Source organism: Paenarthrobacter sp. NPDC090517, assembly GCF_044769165.1.
GTDB lineage: Bacteria > Actinomycetota > Actinomycetes > Actinomycetales > Micrococcaceae > Arthrobacter.
Genome location: NZ_JBIVXN010000001.1, coordinates 474,499 through 493,497 on the forward strand (window position 1 = coordinate 474,499; position 18,999 = coordinate 493,497).

The following is an 18,999-nucleotide window of genomic DNA, read 5'->3' on the forward strand; positions in this document are numbered from 1 at the left end:
ACGCCAGGCCATGAAACAATTGATCCATGGCTGAATCAACGCAGGGTACAGACACGCCCGCCACCGCCCCCATCAACGTTCCCGACAAGCCGGCCCTTGAAGGCCTTGAGGCTGCCTTGACGCAGCGCTGGCTGAAGGAAGGAACCTACAAGTTCAATCCGGACACTACCCGGGAGCAGGTCTACTCGATCGACACTCCCCCGCCCACGGCATCAGGCTCGCTCCACGTGGGCCACATGTTCTCGTTCACCCAGACTGACGTCCAGGCCCGCTACATGCGCATGACCGGCAAGAATGTCTTCTACCCCATGGGATGGGACGACAACGGCCTGCCCACTGAGCGCCGCGTCCAGAACTACTACGGTGTGCGTTGCGATCCCGCCATCCCCTACAAGGCTGACTACACGCCCCCGGCCCAGCCTGCCAAGAACCAACGCGATTTCGACGTCGTTTCGCGCCAGAACTTCATCGAACTGTGTGAAGAACTCGCCGTTGAGGACGAGAAAGTCTTTGAGAACTTGTTCCAGACCCTTGGCTTGTCCGTGGACTGGGACCTCACCTACCGCACCATTGACGACACTTCGCGTGCGGTGTCCCAGCGCGCCTTCCTCGCGAACCTCTCGGCCGGTGACGCGTACATGGCCGAAGCACCCACACTCTGGGATGTGACGTTCCGCACCGCTGTGGCCCAAGCTGAGCTTGAAGACCGCGAAGTTGCCGGCGCCTACTACCGCTACCCCTTCTTCACGGAAGACGGCGAAAAGATCTTTATCGAGACCACCCGCCCTGAACTTCTTGCTGCCTGCGCGGCCCTGGTGGCTAACCCCGACGACGAGAGGTACCAGCCGCTCTTCGGCAAGACTGTAAAGTCGCCCTTGTTCGACGTGGAGCTCGAGGTTAAGGCACACCCGCTAGCCAAAGCTGACAAGGGTTCCGGCATCGCCATGGTGTGTACCTTTGGTGACCTGACCGACGTCACCTGGTGGCGCGAACTGCAGCTGCCCACCCGCGCCATCATGGGCCGCGACGGCCGCATCATTGCGGAAACCCCTGAATGGATCACCACCGACGCCGGCAAGGAAGCCTACGCTGCGATCGCCGGCAAGACCGCGTTCTCCGCCAAGGAAGCCGTGGTTGACCTGCTCAAGGCAGCGGAGCTGCTGGACGGCGAACCAAAGAAGATCACCCACCCGGTGAACTTCTTCGAGAAGGGCGACAAGCCCCTCGAAGTTGTTACCTCCCGACAGTGGTACATCCGCAACGGTGGCCGCGATGAGGAACGCCGCGAACGCCTGATCGGCCGTGGGCAGGAAATCACCTTCCACCCAGCGTTCATGCGTTCCCGTTACGAGAACTGGATCGCGGGCCTGAACGGTGACTGGCTCGTATCCCGCCAGCGCTTCTTCGGCGTGCCCATCCCTGTTTGGTACCCGCTGGATGCCCAGGGCAACCCGGGCTACGACAACCCCATCCTGCCTTCGGACGAGATGCTCCCCGTGGACCCGGCCGCAGACGCTGCTCCCGGCTTCGAGGAATCCCAGCGCGACCAGGCCAACGGCTTCACAGGTGACGCCGATGTGCTGGACACCTGGGCAACGTCATCGCTGACCCCGCAAATCGTGGGTGGGTGGAGCCGTGACGAGGAATTGTTCTCCAAGGTCTACCCCTTCGACCTCCGTCCGCAGGGACACGACATCATCCGAACTTGGCTGTTCTCCTCGGCCGTTCGCGCAGATGCCCTGCAGAAGAACGCCCCGTGGAAGCACGCGGCCATCTCCGGCTGGATCCTGGACCCGGACCGCAAGAAGATGTCCAAGTCCAAGGGCAACGTTGTGGTGCCTACGGACGTGCTGAACGAGTACGGTTCGGACGCCGTCCGCTATTGGGCAGCCTCGGCCAAGCTCGGTGCTGACACGGCGTACGAGATCGCCCAGATGAAGATCGGCCGCCGCCTGGCCATCAAATTGCTGAACGCTTCGAAGTTCGTGCTGAACCTCGGCGCCACCGAGAACTCAGTGCTGACATCTGACCTGTCGGTGCTTTCCAACCCCTTGGACCGTGCGCTGTTGGCGCAGCTGTCCGACGTCGTTGCGCAGTCCACCAAGGCGTTCGAGAACTACGACTACGCCCGCGCACTCCAGATCACTGAGTCGTTCTTCTGGCAATTCACGGACGACTACGTGGAGCTCATCAAGGACCGTGCCTACGGTGCCGCCGGCGCAACAGAGCAGGCATCCGTCCTGGCGGCCCTGGCAACAACACTGGACTCGCTCCTGCGCCTGTTTGCACCGTTCCTTCCCTTCGCAACCGAAGAGGTCTGGGGCTGGTGGCGCACAGGATCAGTTCACCGTGCCCAGTGGCCTGCAGCCTTGGAAATCATCGATGGCGACACAACGATGCTTGGCACCGTGGGGATAGCGCTCAGCGGTATCCGGAAGGCCAAGTCTGAGGCGAAGGTGAAGCAGCGGACCGAGGTGTTGTCGGCATCCATTACCGCCTCTGAGGTACTGGTCGCCCAACTCAAGGCCGGCCTTGGCGACCTGAAGGCAGCCGCAAACGCTCAGGAGATCACTCTCCAGTCCGGTGAAGGCGACCTGACGGTCAGCGACGTTGTCCTGGCGCCCGCCGAGGAACAGCCTGCGTCCTAGTAAATAGTGAGCCGCCCGTTTCAGGGCAAAGGGGAAGCCCCATCAGCGTTTTGCCGTTGGTGGGGCTTCGACTTTTCGGCTGTCTGGTGATGTCTTGACAGTCTGGCGGAATCCTTGGAATTTCAGGTCTTCCTACCTCATCACTGGTAGGTTGCTTCCAACTTTGCCAAAGGCTGCGTTGGTTGCAATCACTGAATCTTTGGTTTCCGTGTCCCTCTTCTTTCGAAGTGGGTAAGAACTATTGTTGTCCCGCTGAAGACGATGCACAAGGGGTTCGAAAGAACTACAAACCTGTAGTTTTCCTGCCGGAAGATGGCTACCTGTGGCAGAGTATTGACCATGCCGGAACTCCCCGAAGTGCACGGCCTGTGCATGTACTTGGACACCCAACTCCATGGAGCCGTGCTGACCGAGGTCCGCATCAACTCCATCTCTGCACTCAAGACGGCAGATCCTCTCTACACGGCTCTTGAGGGACGGACCATTCTTGGCGCAAAGCGCATCGGGAAGTTCGTGTGCCTTGACGCTGACGGCCTGTTCTTCGTCTTCCATTTAGCCAAGGCGGGCTGGGTAAGGTACACCGAACACCCGTCCTCCGCCGGGCTGCGCCTGGGCAAAAGCAACATCTCAGCACGGCTCTTACTCAGGCGCCCTGCCGACGACGCGCATATTGGCGTGGACCTGACAGAAGCAGGGACCAAAAAGAGCCTCGCCATCTACGTGGTGAAAGATCCCCAGGACGTTCCGGGAATAGCCACCCTTGGGCCCGAACCACTCAGCCCCGATTTTGATCTCGAAGCGCTGGCTGCAATTGTCGGCTCAAGTTCGCAACAGATCAAAGGCCTCCTGCGAAGCCAGAGCGTGATCGCTGGAATCGGCAATGCCTACAGCGACGAGATTCTCCACGCCGCCAGAATTTCCCCCTTTGCCACCGCCAAGTCCTTGGACCAGGCAACGGTGGCCAGGCTATATGAGGCCATGCAGGAGATCCTGGTAGGCGCCGTCAACGCAGCAGCCGGCAAACCGTCCAACGAACTCAAGGACACTAAGCGCAGCAACTTCCGGGTGCATGCCAGGACCGGCCTGCCCTGCCCGGTCTGTGGGGATACCGTCCGTGAGGTGTCCTTCGCGGACACCTCACTTCAGTATTGCCCTACATGCCAGACCAACGGGAAGATACTCGCCGACCGCAGGACCTCACGGTTCTTGAAGTAGGGCTGCGCCGTTAGTTGAATTCAGGGCTTTCAGTTCGGCTGCGCTTCAGTTCAAAGAAGTTGGGGTAGCCAGCCAAAGTCACCGTGGCGTCCCAGAGCTTTCCGGCGTCTTCACCCCGGGGAATCCGTGTCAGCACAGGACCGAAGAACGCCGTGCCGTTGACGGCTACAACGGGAGTTCCGACGTCCTGGCCCACCAGTGAGATACCGGCTTCGTGGCTGGCGCGCAGCTGGGCATCGTATTCATCTGAGTCAGCAAAGCGTGCCAGCTCAGCGGGCAGTCCGGTCTCGGCAAGGGCCTTCTGGATCACCGAAGCGCGGTCCTTGTTACCCTCGTGGTGGATCTGCTCCCCCATGGCGTCATACAGGGGCTTGACGTAGCTGCTGCCGTGAAGCTCCTGGGCTGCAATGATCACTCGAACGGGACCCCAGCTGTCATCCATCATGGTCCGGTAATTCTCGGGGAGGTCGCGGCCCTCATTGAGTACTGAAAGGCTCATGACGTGCCATTCGGTCTCGATGCCCCGAACCTGCTCCACCTCACCGATCCAGCGCGACGTGATCCACGCGAAGGGGCATACGGGGTCGAACCAGAAGTCAGCCTTGTTGACGTTCTCTTCGGACACAAGCTGTTCGGGCACAGTCTGTTCGGGCACAGGGAACTCCTCTGAAGGGTGTGAAAGCGGCATGACGAAGGTTCCAGTGGAACCATGTCTTGTTTAGGCCAACAGGAGGTTAAGCCGACTTATTCCGGCGCTTGGCCACGACGTCGTGGGCGATCATGGTGGGCTGGGCCTTCTTGGCCACGACGTCCGCCGTGATCACCACAGTTGCGATGTCGTCCCTGCTGGGGAGATCGAACATAACGGGCAGCAGCACATCTTCCATGATGGCCCGCAGGCCACGTGCGCCAGTGCCACGTTCAAGGGCCTGGTCCGCTATGGCGTCCAAGGCGTCGTCGTCGAACTGCAGCTCTACGCCGTCCAACTGGAACATCTTCTGGTACTGCTTGACCAAAGCGTTCTTTGGGGTCGAGAGGATCTGGATCAGCGCCGGCCGATCGAGGCTGGATACCGTGGTGATGACGGGGAGCCTGCCGATGAATTCCGGAATGAGGCCGAACTTGAGCAAATCCTCCGGCATGACTTCGCCGTATGCATCCTCGTTGTCCCGGGCCTCGTTGAGCGGTGCACCGAACCCGATGCCCTTGCGTCCGGAGCGCGAACCGATGATGTCTTCCAGACCGGCAAATGCACCGGCCACAATGAAGAGAACGTTCGTGGTGTCGATCTGGATGAATTCCTGGTGCGGGTGTTTGCGGCCACCTTGGGGTGGAACGGAGGCGACTGTGCCCTCCAGGATCTTCAAGAGTGCTTGCTGTACACCTTCGCCGGAGACGTCGCGGGTGATCGACGGATTCTCACTCTTACGGGAGATTTTGTCGATCTCATCGATATAGATGATGCCTTGCTCGGCCTTCTTGACGTCATAGTCAGCAGCTTGGATGAGCTTGAGCAGGATGTTCTCGACGTCCTCGCCAACATAGCCGGCTTCAGTCAGCGCAGTGGCGTCAGCCACGGCAAAGGGCACATTCAGGCGACGAGCCAGTGTCTGTGCCAAATAAGTCTTGCCGCAACCCGTAGGGCCGATCAGGAGGATATTGGACTTGGCGATCTCGACATCCTCGTGGTGCGATCCCTCGCCGAGGCTGCCGGCCTTAGGCGCGTGGCCGGCCTGAATGCGCTTGTAGTGGTTGTAAACCGCTACTGCCAGCGATCGTTTGGCAGGTTCCTGTCCGATGACGTATTCCTGCAGGAAGTCGAAGATCTCACGAGGCTTTGGCAGCTCGAAACTACCGAGATCTGAGACTTCAGCGAGTTCTTCTTCGATGATCTCGTTGCAAAGCTCGATGCATTCATCGCAGATGTAGACACCGGGCCCGGCAATCAGCTTCCGTACCTGCTTCTGGCTCTTTCCGCAGAAAGAACACTTCAGCAGATCCGTGCTCTCGCCAATCCGAGCCATGTGGGAATCCCTTCGTTGCATGCGGGTGATGCGGCTCCGCGCCGTACTCAAGTGTGCGGCCACGCCGCGGTTGGCACCACCGTGACAACATCCACTCTAGGTCACAATGGGCTGCTTGGGTGGAAACAGAACGCCGGTGCGGTCCATATTTCGTGAACCGCACCGGCGTCGAAATCCGTGCTCTACCGGGCGATTGCCTGGGGCTTGATCTTGCGGGAGTCCAAAACCTGGTCGATAAGACCGTAGCTCAGGGCGTCCGCCGCAGTGAGGATCTTGTCTCGCTCGATGTCGTTGTTGACCTGCTCGGACGTACGGCCCGAGTGGTGCGCCAGCGTGTCCTCAAGCCAGGTACGCATGCGCATGACTTCAGCCGCCTGGATCTCGAGGTCCGAGGCCTGCCCGCCTTGACCACCGGAAAGAGCCGGCTGGTGAATCAGGACGCGGGCGTTCGGCAGGGCCAAGCGCTTCCCGGGCGTACCAGCAGCAAGCAGGACCGCAGCCGCACTGGCTGCCTGCCCAAGGCATACCGTCTGGATCTCCGGACGAATGTACTGCATGGTGTCGTAGATGGCCGTCATGGCAGTGAACGAGCCACCCGGCGAATTGATGTACAGGGTGATGTCGCGGTCCGGGTCAGTCGATTCAAGGACCAGCAGCTGGGCCATGATGTCGTCAGCGGATGCGTCGTCAACCTGGACACCCAGGAAGATGATGCGGTCCTCGAACAGCTTGGTGTACGGGTCCTGGCGCTTGAAGCCGTAAGGTGTGCGCTCCTCGAACTGGGGCAGGACGTAACGGCTGGACGGGAGATTACCGGCAGACCATCCGAAGTTGTAGTTCATGTTCTTTACTCCTGGGGTTTCAGTGGTTCTTTGAGCCGGTTAGTTTTCGGAGCTCGACTGGTTGGCCGTTCCGCCGCCACCGGCAACAGAACCGGCGTGCGCCGAGATCTTGTCGAAGAAGCCGTACTCCAGGGCCTCAGTAGCCGTAAACCACTTGTCGCGGTCGTTGTCCTTGAGGATGGTTTCCACGGACTGCCCGGTCTGCTCTGCCGTAAGTTCGGCCATGACTTTCTTCATGTGCAGGATCAGTTCTGCCTGAATCTTGATGTCCGACGCAGTTCCGCCGATACCGCCCGAGGGCTGGTGCATCAGGATACGTGCGTTGGGTGTCGCGTAACGCTTACCCTTGGTGCCGGAAGAAAGAAGGAACTGGCCCATTGACGCCGCCAGGCCGGTTGCCACGGTGACGACGTCGTTCGGGATGAACTGCATGGTGTCGTAGATGGCCATGCCGGCCGTCACCGAGCCACCCGGGGAGTTGATGTACAGGTAGATGTCCTTCTCCGGGTCTTCGGCTGAGAGGAGGAGGAGCTGCGAGCAGATGGCGTTGGCATTCTCGTCACGGACTTCAGAGCCGAGCCAGATGATGCGCTCTTTCAGCAGGCGGTTGTAGATGTAGTTGTCCTGGGCTGCGGGATCGACAGTTGCCATCCGGGGAGCCTCTGATTGCTGTGACATAAGTACTTACCTCTCGCTGGTGCCAGTGACCTCACTGAACTTCACTACTTGGACACTAACCGTTTTCGCGGGTGATTTGTTCGCCGAAATCGCACTGTTCGCTGACGGCGCACGTCTGCGTTCAGGACCAATGTTCAGCCTTAAAGCAAACCAGCCCCGGATCAAGAGATCCGGGGCCGGTTGAAGTCGTTGACTAGAACTTCACTGCTGCGGGGTCGTCGCTTGCGACAACGTCAGCTTCTTCGGTTGCTTCAACTGCCGCAGCCTCTTCGGCTGCTGCTTCGCCGGCGGGGCGGACGAAGTCAGTGAGGTCAACCTTGTTGCCCTCGGAGTCGACTACCTCAGCCTGACCCAGCACAACGGCAAGGGCCTTGCGGCGGCGAACCTCGGAAACCATCATGGGAACCTGGCCGCTCTGATCAATGATCTGGGCGAACTGGTTGGGATCCATGCCGTACTGGCTTGCGGTGGTGACGATGTAGTCGATCAACTCGTTCTGGCTGACGTCTACTTCTTCCTTGTCCGCAATGGCGTCGAGGATGATCTCGTTCTGGAAGGCACGCTCGGTGTTGGCCTTGACCTCGGCGCGGTGTTCCTCGGTGTCGTGGTCACCTTCGCCGTGTGCGTTCTCCGGGTTGAAGTGAGCTTCGATCTGCTCCTCGACGACGGAATCCGGAACGGGAACCTCAACGAGCTCAACGAGCTTGTCCAGGACCTTGTCGCGTGCTTCAACGCCCTGCTCGACTACCTTGGAGTCCGAAGCCTGCTTGGCGAGGTCTTCACGGAGTTCAGCAAGGGTGTCAAACTCGGAGGCGAGCTGTGCGAAGTCGTCATTTGCCTCGGGGAGTTCGCGTTCCTTGACGGCCTTGACAACAACCTTCACCTGCGCGGACTCGCCGGCGTGGTCGCCGCCAACCAGCGTGGTCTCGAAGATTGCTTCCTCGTCGGCGGAGAGGCCGGTCACGGCTTCGTCGAGGCCTTCGAGCATGGTGCCGGCACCAACCTGGTAAGAAAGGCCGGAAGCGGAATCGATGTCTTCGCCGTCAATCGTGGCGGTGATGTCGATGGTCAGGAAGTCATCGTTCTTGGCAGGACGCTCAACGGACTTCAGCGTGCCGAAGCGGCCACGCAGTTCGTCCAGCGCCTTGTCGACGTCAGCTTCGGAAGACTCAGCAGCAGCAACCTCAACCTTGATGCCGGCGTAGTCCGGCAGTTCGATCTCGGGACGGACATCGATCTCCACCTGGAACTTGAGTTCGCCATCGGTTGCGGACGGGTCCGGAACCTCGGTGATTTCAACCTCGGGACGGCTCAGGGGGCGAACGCCCGTTTCCTGAACTGCAGCCTGGTACCAGCCGTTGAGGCCATCGTTGATGGCAGTCTCCAGAACGTAGCCACGGCCAACGCGCTGGTCGATCAGCTTGGAGGGAACTTTGCCCTTGCGGAATCCGGGAACCTGGATCTGCGAAGCAACGGTCTTGTACGCGGCATCGATGCTCGGCTTCAGTTCCTCAAAGGGAACCTCAACGTTGAGCTTGACCCGCGTTGCGGTGAGGTTCTCGACAGCGCTCTTCACAGTCTAAGTACTCCTGATTTTGTGGGTATGGGGTTCTGTCGTGCCCCTGAAGCGGACACAAACACAGAGTCGGGGTGACAGGATTTGAACCTGCGACTTCCTGCTCCCAAAGCAGGCGCTCTAGCCAAGCTGAGCTACACCCCGAATGCACAGGACAGTCTACGGGCAAGCGAGCCCAGAATGCACATTTGACACTGCCGCCGGAATTAGGTTTAGTAGTACCCGGCTTCAACAGCCACCAGGAAGATGTCCTGAACAAGGATATCCGCCTGGGGACGTAGCTTAATGGTAAAGCCTCAGTCTTCCAAACTGATTACGCGGGTTCGATTCCCGTCGTCCCCTCCACGCAAAAGGGCCCCGATCAACGGATCGGGGCCCTTTTTTCATCCAAAGATGAATTTCTACACCTGGCAGCCGGGACACCAATACAGCTTGCGCGCACCGATTTCCGTCATCCCCACCGGCGTTCCGCACGCCCGGCAGGGCAGGCCGTCCCGCTTATAAACAAAGTGGGCATCGGCGTCGGGCGCTACAACACCGGCGCCGGTCCACAGTGTGGAAGGCGTCGTAACAATCCGTCCGTCACGGACGCCGTCGGACATGGTGTCCACGGTGTCGTCCCATAGACGACCAGCGGTTTCCGCATCTATGGTGCTCCCCGGCGTCCAGGGGTCGACTGCTTGCCGGAACAACACCTCGGCCCTGTAGATGTTGCCGACCCCGGCCAGGACGGACTGGTCCATCAAGAGCAGGGCCACCGCTGTCTTGCGGCGCCGCAGGCGGCGGATGAACTCCTCGCGGTCTCCTTGCCGATTGTGCAGCGGGTCCGGGCCCAGGCGCGCCAATACGGCCGCTGCCTCAGCTGCAGTTATTGCGGCGCAGGTGGTGGCGCCACGGAGATCCGCCCAGCCGTGTCCGGACACCACCCGGACACGCACTGCGCCCACGGGAGGAGGCGGACCGGCGTAGTCGCCGTCGTCGGACGAGGGGCCCGCCTCCCGTTCGCCGATACGACGCGGAGCTCCGATGCTGGAGGCGCCCGTGAAGGAACTATCGCCGCCAAAGCTCCAGGCCCCGTAGAGGCCCAGGTGGACGTGAAGGAAGAGCTCGTGGTCAAACCTGAGAAAGAGCTGTTTTCCGTGGGCGGCAGCTTCAACCATGGAGTGCCCGGTGAGTAGCTCGGCGCCGGCGGCGAACCTCCCCTGCGGGCTGGAAACATCCAAACGCCGGCCGCCAAAAACATCCTGGAATTGGCGGGCCAGCCTATGGATCGAATGCCCCTCGGGCACTACTCGACGATCTCGCCGGTGTTTTCGTACACCGCAATTTTTCCGATCCGGCGAACGTGGCGTTCGTCGTTGCTGAATGGTTCCTGCAAAAAGGCTTCGATGAGCTCAGTGGCCTCTTCAACGGTGTGCTGGCGTCCGCCAACAGCCACGACGTTGGCATCGTTGTGTTCGCGGGCCAATTTCGCGGTGGAGAGGTTCCATGCCAGGGCAGCGCGGACGCCGTTGACCTTGTTGGCAGCAATTTGTTCCCCGTTGCCGGAGCCGCCCAGCACGATGCCGAGAGCGTGCACACCGGCTTTCTGGTCTGCCACTACAGCGAGTCCGGCATTGATGCAGAAGGAGGGGTAGTCATCCAAGGCGTCGTACTCCTTGGGCCCGTGATCCACCACTTCGTAGCCTTTGGCCGTGAGGTGGCTGACCAGGTGTGCACTAAGTTCCATGCCGGCGTGGTCCGTAGCGATGTGGACGCGGGGTGTAGTCACAGGAAGTCCATTCTTTCTGGCGCGCGGGTACGGCATATGGCCGGGCGCTGCGTTGAGGGATGCGCTACCTAGGGTACCGCTACCCGGGTTGTTGGGCCTGCCCGTCGCCATGGGCCCGATGCGCCGCCCTGTTGAGGACACCGGCGAGTTTGTCTGCGGAAGCCTGGGTACCTGCGCTTAGTGCCACCCGGCCTCCGTTAAGTTTCCTTACGACGACGGCAGGTCCACTGCTGACCAGCATCGCGGTGGCGTCGTCGTGGTGCCGCCAGCCCCACCCGCCATAATCTGCCGCCTTTACCTCCGCCGGGGCTGCGGCAGCGATGTCGACGGCGGGGACGGTCAGTACGCGGACGATCCCGCCGGCGAATACCTGCAGCCCTCCCCTGTCCGCCCGCACCCGTGCGAACAGGAAACCTGCGCCGATCAGGGCCGCCGCTGCCACCAAGGCACCGAGCCATGGAACTGCCACCGCTATCAGCGCAGCGGGGAACAGTGCCGAGACTATGATCATGACGAAGACGGAACTCCGGGCGTGCACCCACAGCCGGAGCGTGTCGCGGGCGAGATCCGGATCTTCCAGAAGACGCAACTCTTCTTCGAGCGCAACGTCATCCTCACGGGTCCATCGAGGGTCCGGTTTGAAGGCGAACATCATGACCACACCCAGCGCCACTGCGGCGCCACTGCCCATGGCCAGGACAATCGGATCAACGTGGGATTCGCGCGCGTCCGCCAGTCCGGACTGGCCGACCAAGCCGGCCGCCAACACCGTGGTGATGAAAAGGCTGACCATGAGGCCCACGCCCATCATGACCCGGCGCATGACCACGGGGCGGGAAATCGATACCGCTTGGAGGAAGACAGCCCAACCGCAGAAGGTGATGAGGGCAGCGCCGCCTGCCACGTAGGCGCCGAATGGAGCGAACGAAGAGCCGCCGTCGGCGCTCCACATAACGGCAACCGGGTTTGGGAGGTCGTTGCGCAGCATCTGGGCGCACACTACAAACCCGACGGCGAGCAGCAACGGAAAGGCGACCGCAAACCTCAGTGCGCGGAAGTCGAGGGTGTCCCGGAAGGATGCCATAAGCCAACGCTACTCCGTGGCGCGACACTGTGGTGCCTGCTCCTTGCCTTCACGGCTTGGAGTGAAAGAATGACTTCACACCAGCGTCCGGCCATGACGGGCCGGCCATCCCAAAATCTCCGGAGGCACCACTTGCCAGGCCTGAACCTTACGCGCGATGAAGCCGCCACCCGCGCCGAACTGCTCAACGTCGAGTCGTACGACGTCACCCTGGACCTGACCCAGGGCGCTGAGACCTTCGGCTCCACCACTGTTGTGAAGTTTTCCGCGGAGCCGGGATCGTCCACCTTCATCGATGCCATCACTGCGGCGGTCCACAGCGTGACGTTGAACGGCACCGAGCTGGACCCTGCGGAAGTCTCTGACGGCGTCCGCATCCAGCTCCCGGATCTGGCAGCGGACAACGAACTCGTGGTGGTGGCAGATGCTCCCTACATGAACACGGGCGAGGGACTCCACAGATTCGTAGACCCTGTTGATGGCGAGGTTTACCTCTACACGCAGTTCGAAGTTCCTGACTCCCGGCGCATGTTCGCCGTTTTTGAACAGCCCGACCTGAAGGCCAGCTTCACGTTCACCGTTACTGCGCCGTCGCATTGGGACGTGATCTCCAACTCCCCCACGCCGGTTCCAGTTGAAGCTCCTGCCAGCGAGGATGGCACTGAGCGTTCAGTGTGGGAATTCGCTCCCACTGCCCGGCTGTCTTCCTACGTCACGGCCTTGATCGCCGGGCCGTACCAATCGCTCCGCTCCGAGGTCACCAGCTCAGACGGCCGCGTCATCCCTCTGGGAGTATTTGCCCGGAAGTCACTCATGCAGTACTTGGACGCGGACAACATCTTTGAACTGACCCGCCAGGGCTTCGAGTTCTTCGAGGCACAATTCGGGTTCCCGTACCCGTTCGGGAAATACGACCAGCTGTTCGTCCCGGAGTTCAATGCCGGAGCCATGGAGAATGCCGGTGCCGTGACCATCCTGGAAGGCTACGTTTTCCGTGGAAAGGTCACGGGCGCTCAAATTGAGCGGCGCGCCATCACGGTCCTGCACGAACTGGCGCACATGTGGTTCGGGGACCTGGTGACCATGCGTTGGTGGAACGACCTCTGGCTCAACGAGAGCTTCGCCGAATACATGTCTCACTTGGCCGCCGTTGAGAACACTGAATTCGATCGGGCGTGGACGACGTTCGCCTCCGTGGAAAAGTCCTGGGCCTACAAGCAGGACCAGTTGCCCACCACGCATCCGATCTTTGCCGAGATCAACAACCTCGAAGACGTCGAGGTCAACTTCGACGGCATCACCTACGCCAAGGGCGCTTCCGTGCTGCGGCAGTTGGTGGCCTGGGTGGGACCTGAACAGTTCATGGCGGGCGTCCGCACCTACTTCGCCAAGCACGCGTGGAAGAACACCGAGCTTGCTGATCTCATGGTGGAGCTCGAAGCTGCCTCCGGCCGCGACCTGGACGCGTGGGGCAAACTCTGGCTCGAAACTGCCGGCGTCAACACGCTCGCACCGGAGCTGTCCGTTGCCGCGGACGGCACCATTGCCGATTTCGCGATCCTGCAGACCGCGATCGACGAACAGCCTACGCTCCGCCCGCACCGCCTCGCCGTCGGCTTCTACTCGCTCTCGGGCGAAGGGAAGCTGGAACGGACCCACCGCGAGGAACTCGACGTCGACGGCCCCCGTACCGAGGTACCTGCCTTGGTTGGCAAAGCCCGGCCGGACCTGATTCTGTTGAACGACGACGACCTCGCGTATGCCAAGGTCCGCCTCGATGAGCACTCCCTTGCCACCGCCAAGGCCCACCTTAAGGACTTCGCGGCCAGCCTGCCCCGCACTTTGGTGTGGGGTTCGGTCTGGGACGCGGCCCGCGACGGCGAAACGCCGGCCCGCGGTTACGTGGAACTGATCCTGGCCAACATCGCCTCGGAAACAGACTCCTCCGTGATCCTGGTCCAGCTGCGCCAGCTTGCCACCACCCTGACCTACTTCGTGGCCGCCGATCACAAGCTTGACTCTACGATCGCGGCTGCGGACAAGTTGTGGGAGCTCGCATCTTCCGCCGTCGCGGGTTCGGATGCCCAGCTGCAGTTCGCCAAGTCGTACGCCCAGCTGGCGCGCAGCGGCGGGCAGTTCGACCGTATTCAGGCCCTATTGGACGGTACGGAGAGCCTCGAAGGACTCAGCATCGACCAAGACATGCGATGGGAACTGCTGACAGCCCTTGTTGCCGGAGGCCGGCAGGGCGAAGTGCGGATTGACGAGGAACTTTCCCGGGACAACACTTCCAACGGCCAAAATGCAGCAGCCCAAGCCAAAGCAGCCATCCCCACCCCGGAGGCCAAGGCAGCAGCTTGGGACTCTATCGTGGTCAAGGGAGAACTCTCCAACGCCTTGCAAGCCTCAGCCGTGGCCGGCTTCATGCGTGTGGTGGACAGTGCCTTGTTGGAACCTTTCGCGGAGAAGTACTTCGAGGCTGTACCTGGCATCGTCGAGGAACGCACGCATGCCTTGGCGCAGCAGATCGTGGTGGGTCTCTACCCGGCACAGCTCACCAGTCAGGCGACAGTGGATCGAACGGACAAGTTCCTGGCCGGTCTTCCGGAGGAGAGCGCCGCACTGCGCCGCATGATGCTGGAAAACCGCGACAGCGTGGCCCGGGCCCTGCGCGCACGGGCAGCAGACGTCTAAGCCTGCCTGGTGAGGCCCGTGCGGGCGGTTATGGCTGCACAGCTAAACTTTCCGCATGGGCCTCCACCAACACCATTACGCGCTAACCGTCCGCTGGACCGGAAACCTCGGCGACGGCACTGCCAGCTACCGGGGATATTCCAGGGACCACGACATTGAAATCAGTGGCCTTCCCATATTGAAGGGCTCGGCAGATCCGACGTTCCACGGCGACCGGACACGCTACAACCCGGAACAGTTGCTGCTCGCCGCCCTCTCGCAATGCCACATGTTGTCCTTCCTGCACGTGGCCGTCAAGCATGGGGTGGTAGTCACCGGCTACGAGGACAACGCCGAAGGCCTCATGAAGCTCAACCGGGATGGAAGCGGGCAGTTCGAAAGCGTCACCCTGAAGCCTCACGTCATCATTGCCGATCCCGCCCACGAAAGCTTGGTCCCGCAGCTTCACCATGAAGCCAACCAGGTCTGCTTCATCGCCCGCAGCGTCAACTTCCCGGTACTCCACGAACCGATCACGACGGCGGCAGCAGCCTAACGCTGTTCGAGCTGCCAGAGTGCCACCAGCCTTTGTTCCGTTTCACGGCTCAGGCCGGCTTTTCGTTCCCTGTCCAGGCCTCGCGCCCGTTCATCCTCGAGCGTGGCCGCCAGGGTTTCCTGCCACGGCCGCAGGACCATTCCGCGCTCACGTGCTGCCCGGTTGCTCCGCGCCTGAAAGCCGTCATGGCCTGACGGGAGCCACAGAGGCAGGGAATCCGGGCCGGACCAGTACTCGACACCGTGCTGCACGAGCCAATCCACGTCAGGCACGACGAAGTCCGGGGTTCCAACCGCACGCTGGGACTCAGCGATGTAGTCCTCGAACCGCACTACCTCTCCCAAGGCGTTGTAAATTCCCGTCAGCCCTTCCTCCGCGGACTGCAGGATCCACGCCGCGAGGTCCCGGACATCAATGATCTGGGTGGCGTCGTCCGGGATGTCCGGGACCAGTACCGTGTCAGTGTTCGCAGCGAATCGGGCAGGCCAATAACCGTATCTGTCGGTGCCGTCCCCGGGTCCGCCAATGAGTCCCGCCCGGACGATATGCGCCTTTTCCCCCACAGCGGCAAGCGTCATTTGCTCGATGGCCGACTTGGACTCCCCATACGTTTCCGGGGTGCCTGCCTGGCCTTCAGGCAAGGGCTCCAAGAGGGCCGCATTCTCATCCGCGTCAGGCACTGAGTGGTCCGTGTACACGGAGCAACTTGAAACAAAGGTCCAATGAGCGGCGGAAGGGCCCAGCACGTCCAGTGCCACACGCGCCTGTACCGGATCCCGGGAGACATCCACCACTTCGTCCCAGCGTCCGTCGATCTCCGCGAAGGCCGCTGCACCCGCCGCGCGGTCGCTCCTGACCCAAGTGACGCCGTCGGGCGGGCTTGTTGAACTGCCGCGCGCCAAACAGGTGACCTCATGCCCGGCTTCAACAGCCTGCCGGGCGATTTCTGCTGACAAGAAGGCGGTACCGCCCAAGACCAGGATGCGCATACCGTCACGCTACGGCGCTAGGGTTGTAGGTGGACAGAGTGTTCCGCGCCCGGCGAACACGGGCCGACGACAAGGAGCTATTCCACCTTGACCTCCATCCCCCTGGCGGAAACCATCAACATCGAACCCGAAAAAATCGACCTCATGTCGATCCTCATCACAGTGGGCGTAGGCCTGGCTGTGTGGATCGTGGCGCGGTTCATCATCCTGCGCATTACGCGACGAGTCTCGGCGGGCAGTTCTTTCTTCAAGAAGCCGCACTTCAAGTGGGTGCAACCCGCAATCCGTGCATTGGACCATGAACGACGCTCCCAGCGCGCCGAGACCATCGGCTCGTTGCTGACAAGCCTTGTAAGCGTTGTGGTGGTGGTGATCGTGATCATCTACGTCCTCAAATACATGAACGTGGACGTCGCTCCGCTCCTGACCAGCGTGGGCATCCTCGGTGTTGCCATCGGTTTCGGCGCCCAGCAGTTGATCCGCGACTTCCTCGCGGGAATCTTCATCACCATTGAGGACCAATACGGAATCGGCGACGTGATCGTTACCAGCGAAGTCATTGGTACCGTTGAATCGGTGGGCCTGCGCATTACCCGGGTCCGCGCTGAAGACGGCGCCATCTGGTACCTTCGCAACGGCGAAATCCTCCGCGTGGGCAACCGTTCGCAGGGCGACTACGTACCGCTGGAGACACCTGACACCAGCGACGAACCAGGCGCTGCAGCTGCGCCCGTCACAGCAGGCGCACCGCGCGTCACCAAAGCCGAGGAGAAGTCCAATGAGTAACACTGCAGGTGGGCAACCGCCAGCACCGCAGGCGGGCCCCCGACGCCAGCTGATGCAGAACGATCCGTTCAGCCAGCCCGCCTACACGGACAGCTTCTACGCGGCAATTGGCGGCCATGAGACGTTCGTCAAGCTCATCGACGTCTTTTACGACGGCGTAGCCACGGACCCGTTGCTTCGACCCATGTACCCCGAAGAGGACCTCGAACCGGCAAAGCGCCGCTTCCTCATGTTCCTGGAGCAATACTGGGGCGGTCCAACCACCTACGGCGAAGAACGCGGCCACCCACGGTTGCGCATGCGCCATATGCCGTTCCGGGTGACCCCCGAAGCCAAGGACCGCTGGTTGTTTCATATGCGCACGGCCGTGGACTCTTTGGAGCTCTCGCCGTTGCATGAGGGCACGCTGTGGGACTACATGGAGCGCGCAGCGCTGACCATGGTCAATAGCCCTTCGACCGGCCCTGAGGCCTAGGTCCTAGAAACCGAGCCCCAGGCCTGCTCCGGTCCGGACCAGCACATGGCCGCGAGGGCCGCTCAGGCGGAACCAGCGGCCATTGCGGAAGACCTTCTGCTCGGACCCGCCCAGGAAACCCAAAGCGAAAGCGGCGAAAGCCGCACCTGCCGGCAACCCGTCCAGACCGGGTAGTTCCCGGCCCCACACTGCGGCCCTGGCTGTGTTGACCACTGCGGCACCCGCCAAAGCGGGAATGACGCCCGCCACCTCCGCAATGCCGGCCTCCGCCGCAGACTTGAGGTCGGCGTCGGGAACTGTTCCTTGGGCTTCCCAGCCGGTCCGCGGCGCGCCAACGCCCGCCCAGGATTCAGAAACTGTCGACGGCGGGATGGGCAGTTCCACATCTTCGGCCCCTGAGCGGGCCAGCCGGTCCATAACGGACGCGAGCGTCACCGTCACGTCGGCTTGCGCAGGCTCTGCCAGGGCCATGGTTCGCAGGCCAAGAATCGTAGGGGTTGATTCGCCCAGGATGCGGGGCCTCAGCACACACACGTAGGCAGCCAGGACATTGCCCGTGGCCTGAAGGCGGATAGCGCCGTCGTCGATGCTCTTTGCCCGCGTAACGAAGGTTCGCAGGTCAGCGAGGTCGCGGGGATCGGCGAAGCGGAAGGACTGGGTCAAGACGTCTGTCACATCATCGACTCTACCGGCATGTCCCCGGTTGAGAGGGGTTGGGGTGCCGTCTAAAGTCGAACCATGACTGACACGAACGCTGGCCTCGAGGTGGAGGCACCCGTAGAAGACCCCATGGAAGTGCTGATTGGCCTGCTGGATCTTGGTGACTTTGACGGAGCCCGCACCAACGAGGACATTTTCCTGGGGCCGTCCCAAAAGCAACCCAGGCACCGCGTTTTTGGTGGCCAGGTGCTGGCGCAGTCCATGATGGCCGGCATGAGGACCGTTGAGCCGGACAGGGTGGCGCACTCCATGCACGGATACTTTCTCCGTCCGGGTGATGCCAACAAACCCATCACCTTCGGTGTGGAGAGGCTGCGGGATGGCCGGTCCTTCTCGGCCCGCCGCGTACATGCCTACCAGGACGGCGTACCGATTCTCTCAATGATCGCTTCCTTCCAGGTGGAAGACAGCGGCCTGGACCATCAGGCACAGATGCCCGAGGGCATCCCTGATCCGGAAACCCTGCCCAGCACCGCCGAGCTGTTGTCCCACTACGATCACCCCATGGCACGGCACATGTCTTCAGAGCGTCCCTTCGACGTCCGCCACATCGACCCCGCGCTCTACGTGTCCCCACCCACCGATCATGTAGCTACCAATGCTGTCTGGATGAAGACCATGGGCCCCCTTCCCGATGACCCCAACCTTCACCGGGCCGCCTTGGCGTACGCGAGCGACTACACGCTGCTGGAACCCATCCTCCGTAAGCACGGCCTGGCCTGGATGACGCCGGGCATGAGCGTTGCCAGCCTCGATCACGCCATGTGGTGGCACCGTCCCGTGCGGGTGGACGAGTGGATGCTGTACGTGCAGGAATCCCCCAGTGCCCAGGGTGCCAGGGGACTCGCCACGGGACGCATCTTCAACCGGGACGGGCAGCACGTTGCCACGGTGGCCCAAGAAGGCATGGTCCGGATTCCGTAGCCTTGCCTTAAAGCCAAGAGGCCGATCCCTGCTGGGAC

At 61.6% G+C, this 18,999-nt stretch carries 17 protein-coding genes and 2 tRNA genes; 8 read left to right on the top strand and 11 right to left on the bottom strand.

From position 1 onward, the window contains the following. Positions 1 to 26: 26 nt before the first annotated feature. Positions 27 to 2,648: a valine--tRNA ligase gene (gene valS, locus ACIQTW_RS02155; protein WP_402933218.1), complete on the top strand. Its 2,622-nt coding sequence runs from the start codon at positions 27 to 29 to the stop codon at positions 2,646 to 2,648. A 339-nt stretch (positions 2,649 to 2,987) separates the two neighbouring features. Continuing rightward, positions 2,988 to 3,863 carry an Fpg/Nei family DNA glycosylase gene (locus ACIQTW_RS02160; protein WP_402933221.1) on the top strand — a complete coding sequence of 292 codons (876 nt, stop codon included), beginning with the start codon at positions 2,988 to 2,990 and terminating at the stop codon, positions 3,861 to 3,863. A gap of 10 nt (positions 3,864 to 3,873) precedes the next feature. Here the strand turns inward: ACIQTW_RS02160 and ACIQTW_RS02165 are convergent, their stop codons facing one another. From ACIQTW_RS02165 to ACIQTW_RS02190, 6 genes are all read right to left on the bottom strand, one after another. Continuing rightward, the gene (locus tag ACIQTW_RS02165; protein ID WP_402933224.1) at positions 3,874 to 4,518 is read right to left on the bottom strand and encodes a DsbA family protein; all 645 of its coding nucleotides are present in this window, start codon (positions 4,516 to 4,518) and stop codon (positions 3,874 to 3,876) included. A 79-nt stretch (positions 4,519 to 4,597) separates the two neighbouring features. Further along, entirely contained in the window at positions 4,598 to 5,887 is a 1,290-nt protein-coding gene (clpX, locus tag ACIQTW_RS02170; protein ID WP_402933227.1) for an ATP-dependent Clp protease ATP-binding subunit ClpX, read from the bottom strand. A gap of 182 nt (positions 5,888 to 6,069) precedes the next feature. Further along, positions 6,070 to 6,729, bottom strand: a complete 660-nt coding sequence (locus tag ACIQTW_RS02175) for an ATP-dependent Clp protease proteolytic subunit (RefSeq protein WP_011775058.1) — start codon at positions 6,727 to 6,729, stop codon at positions 6,070 to 6,072. Positions 6,730 to 6,768: 39 nt separating this feature from the next. Next, entirely contained in the window at positions 6,769 to 7,380 is a 612-nt protein-coding gene (locus ACIQTW_RS02180) for an ATP-dependent Clp protease proteolytic subunit (RefSeq protein WP_402936175.1), read from the bottom strand. 220 nt (positions 7,381 to 7,600) lie between these two features. Continuing rightward, a complete protein-coding gene (tig, locus tag ACIQTW_RS02185; protein ID WP_402933231.1) occupies positions 7,601 to 8,983 on the bottom strand; it encodes a trigger factor in 1,383 nt (460 codons plus the stop codon). 69 nt (positions 8,984 to 9,052) lie between these two features. Continuing rightward, positions 9,053 to 9,127: transfer RNA gene (locus ACIQTW_RS02190), tRNA-Pro, on the bottom strand. A gap of 127 nt (positions 9,128 to 9,254) precedes the next feature. Between ACIQTW_RS02190 and ACIQTW_RS02195 the strand changes: the two genes are divergently transcribed. Next, positions 9,255 to 9,328 (top strand) — tRNA-Gly (locus ACIQTW_RS02195). A gap of 56 nt (positions 9,329 to 9,384) precedes the next feature. Here ACIQTW_RS02195 and ACIQTW_RS02200 read toward each other — a convergent pair. The 3 genes from ACIQTW_RS02200 to ACIQTW_RS02210 all read right to left on the bottom strand — a co-directional run bounded on the left by ACIQTW_RS02200 (position 9,385) and on the right by ACIQTW_RS02210 (position 11,838). Then, the gene (locus ACIQTW_RS02200) at positions 9,385 to 10,272 is read right to left on the bottom strand and encodes an Fpg/Nei family DNA glycosylase (protein WP_402933234.1); all 888 of its coding nucleotides are present in this window, start codon (positions 10,270 to 10,272) and stop codon (positions 9,385 to 9,387) included. After that, the gene (locus ACIQTW_RS02205; RefSeq protein WP_402933236.1) at positions 10,272 to 10,754 is read right to left on the bottom strand and encodes a ribose-5-phosphate isomerase; all 483 of its coding nucleotides are present in this window, start codon (positions 10,752 to 10,754) and stop codon (positions 10,272 to 10,274) included. Before ACIQTW_RS02205 ends, ACIQTW_RS02200 begins: the two co-directional genes overlap by 1 nt. Positions 10,755 to 10,833: 79 nt before the next feature. Beyond that, complete coding sequence (locus ACIQTW_RS02210; protein ID WP_402933239.1) at positions 10,834 to 11,838, bottom strand: hypothetical protein; 1,005 nt, start codon at positions 11,836 to 11,838, stop codon at positions 10,834 to 10,836. Between the two features lie 93 nt (positions 11,839 to 11,931). On the opposite strand from ACIQTW_RS02210, the gene pepN reads away from it, so the two are divergent. Beyond that, the gene (gene pepN / locus ACIQTW_RS02215) at positions 11,932 to 14,532 is read left to right on the top strand and encodes an aminopeptidase N (protein WP_402936177.1); all 2,601 of its coding nucleotides are present in this window, start codon (positions 11,932 to 11,934) and stop codon (positions 14,530 to 14,532) included. A 55-nt stretch (positions 14,533 to 14,587) separates the two neighbouring features. Continuing rightward, positions 14,588 to 15,067: an OsmC family protein gene (locus tag ACIQTW_RS02220; RefSeq protein WP_402933242.1), complete on the top strand. Its 480-nt coding sequence runs from the start codon at positions 14,588 to 14,590 to the stop codon at positions 15,065 to 15,067. Here the strand turns inward: ACIQTW_RS02220 and ACIQTW_RS02225 are convergent. Further along, positions 15,064 to 16,056 (bottom strand): NAD-dependent epimerase/dehydratase family protein, encoded by a 993-nt coding sequence (locus ACIQTW_RS02225; protein WP_402933245.1) that lies wholly within the window; start codon positions 16,054 to 16,056, stop codon positions 15,064 to 15,066. The genes ACIQTW_RS02220 and ACIQTW_RS02225 overlap by 4 nt on opposite strands. Before the next feature lie 87 nt (positions 16,057 to 16,143). Between ACIQTW_RS02225 and ACIQTW_RS02230 the strand changes: the two genes are divergently transcribed. Next, a complete protein-coding gene (locus tag ACIQTW_RS02230) occupies positions 16,144 to 16,842 on the top strand; it encodes a mechanosensitive ion channel family protein (protein ID WP_017200600.1) in 699 nt (232 codons plus the stop codon). Continuing rightward, positions 16,835 to 17,317 carry a globin gene (locus tag ACIQTW_RS02235; RefSeq protein WP_091468000.1) on the top strand — a complete coding sequence of 161 codons (483 nt, stop codon included), beginning with the start codon at positions 16,835 to 16,837 and terminating at the stop codon, positions 17,315 to 17,317. Before ACIQTW_RS02230 ends, ACIQTW_RS02235 begins: the two co-directional genes overlap by 8 nt. A gap of 3 nt (positions 17,318 to 17,320) precedes the next feature. Here the strand turns inward: ACIQTW_RS02235 and ACIQTW_RS02240 are convergent, their stop codons facing one another. After that, complete coding sequence (locus ACIQTW_RS02240; protein ID WP_178994848.1) at positions 17,321 to 17,992, bottom strand: hypothetical protein; 672 nt, start codon at positions 17,990 to 17,992, stop codon at positions 17,321 to 17,323. 63 nt (positions 17,993 to 18,055) lie between these two features. Between ACIQTW_RS02240 and ACIQTW_RS02245 the strand changes: the two genes are divergently transcribed. After that, positions 18,056 to 18,961, top strand: coding sequence for an acyl-CoA thioesterase II (locus ACIQTW_RS02245; protein WP_091468004.1), 906 nt, complete (start codon positions 18,056 to 18,058; stop codon positions 18,959 to 18,961). The last annotated feature ends 38 nt before the right edge of the window (positions 18,962 to 18,999 follow it).

Bases quoted from the DNA above. Each gene is read 5' to 3' on its own strand.
- ACIQTW_RS02235 (WP_091468000.1), top strand. From the start codon at position 16,835: ATGAGTAACACTGCAGGTGGGCAACCGCCAGCACCGCAGGCGGGCCCC.
- clpX (WP_402933227.1), bottom strand. From the start codon at position 5,887: ATGGCTCGGATTGGCGAGAGCACGGATCTGCTGAAGTGTTCTTTCTGC.
- valS (WP_402933218.1), top strand. From the start codon at position 27: ATGGCTGAATCAACGCAGGGTACAGACACGCCCGCCACCGCCCCCATC.
- pepN (WP_402936177.1), top strand. From the start codon at position 11,932: ATGACGGGCCGGCCATCCCAAAATCTCCGGAGGCACCACTTGCCAGGC.
- ACIQTW_RS02180 (WP_402936175.1), bottom strand. From the start codon at position 7,380: ATGGCAACTGTCGATCCCGCAGCCCAGGACAACTACATCTACAACCGC.
- ACIQTW_RS02175 (WP_011775058.1), bottom strand. From the start codon at position 6,729: ATGAACTACAACTTCGGATGGTCTGCCGGTAATCTCCCGTCCAGCCGT.
- ACIQTW_RS02160 (WP_402933221.1), top strand. From the start codon at position 2,988: ATGCCGGAACTCCCCGAAGTGCACGGCCTGTGCATGTACTTGGACACC.
- ACIQTW_RS02245 (WP_091468004.1), top strand. From the start codon at position 18,056: ATGACTGACACGAACGCTGGCCTCGAGGTGGAGGCACCCGTAGAAGAC.
- ACIQTW_RS02210 (WP_402933239.1), bottom strand. From the start codon at position 11,838: ATGGCATCCTTCCGGGACACCCTCGACTTCCGCGCACTGAGGTTTGCG.
- ACIQTW_RS02225 (WP_402933245.1), bottom strand. From the start codon at position 16,056: ATGCGCATCCTGGTCTTGGGCGGTACCGCCTTCTTGTCAGCAGAAATC.
- ACIQTW_RS02220 (WP_402933242.1), top strand. From the start codon at position 14,588: ATGGGCCTCCACCAACACCATTACGCGCTAACCGTCCGCTGGACCGGA.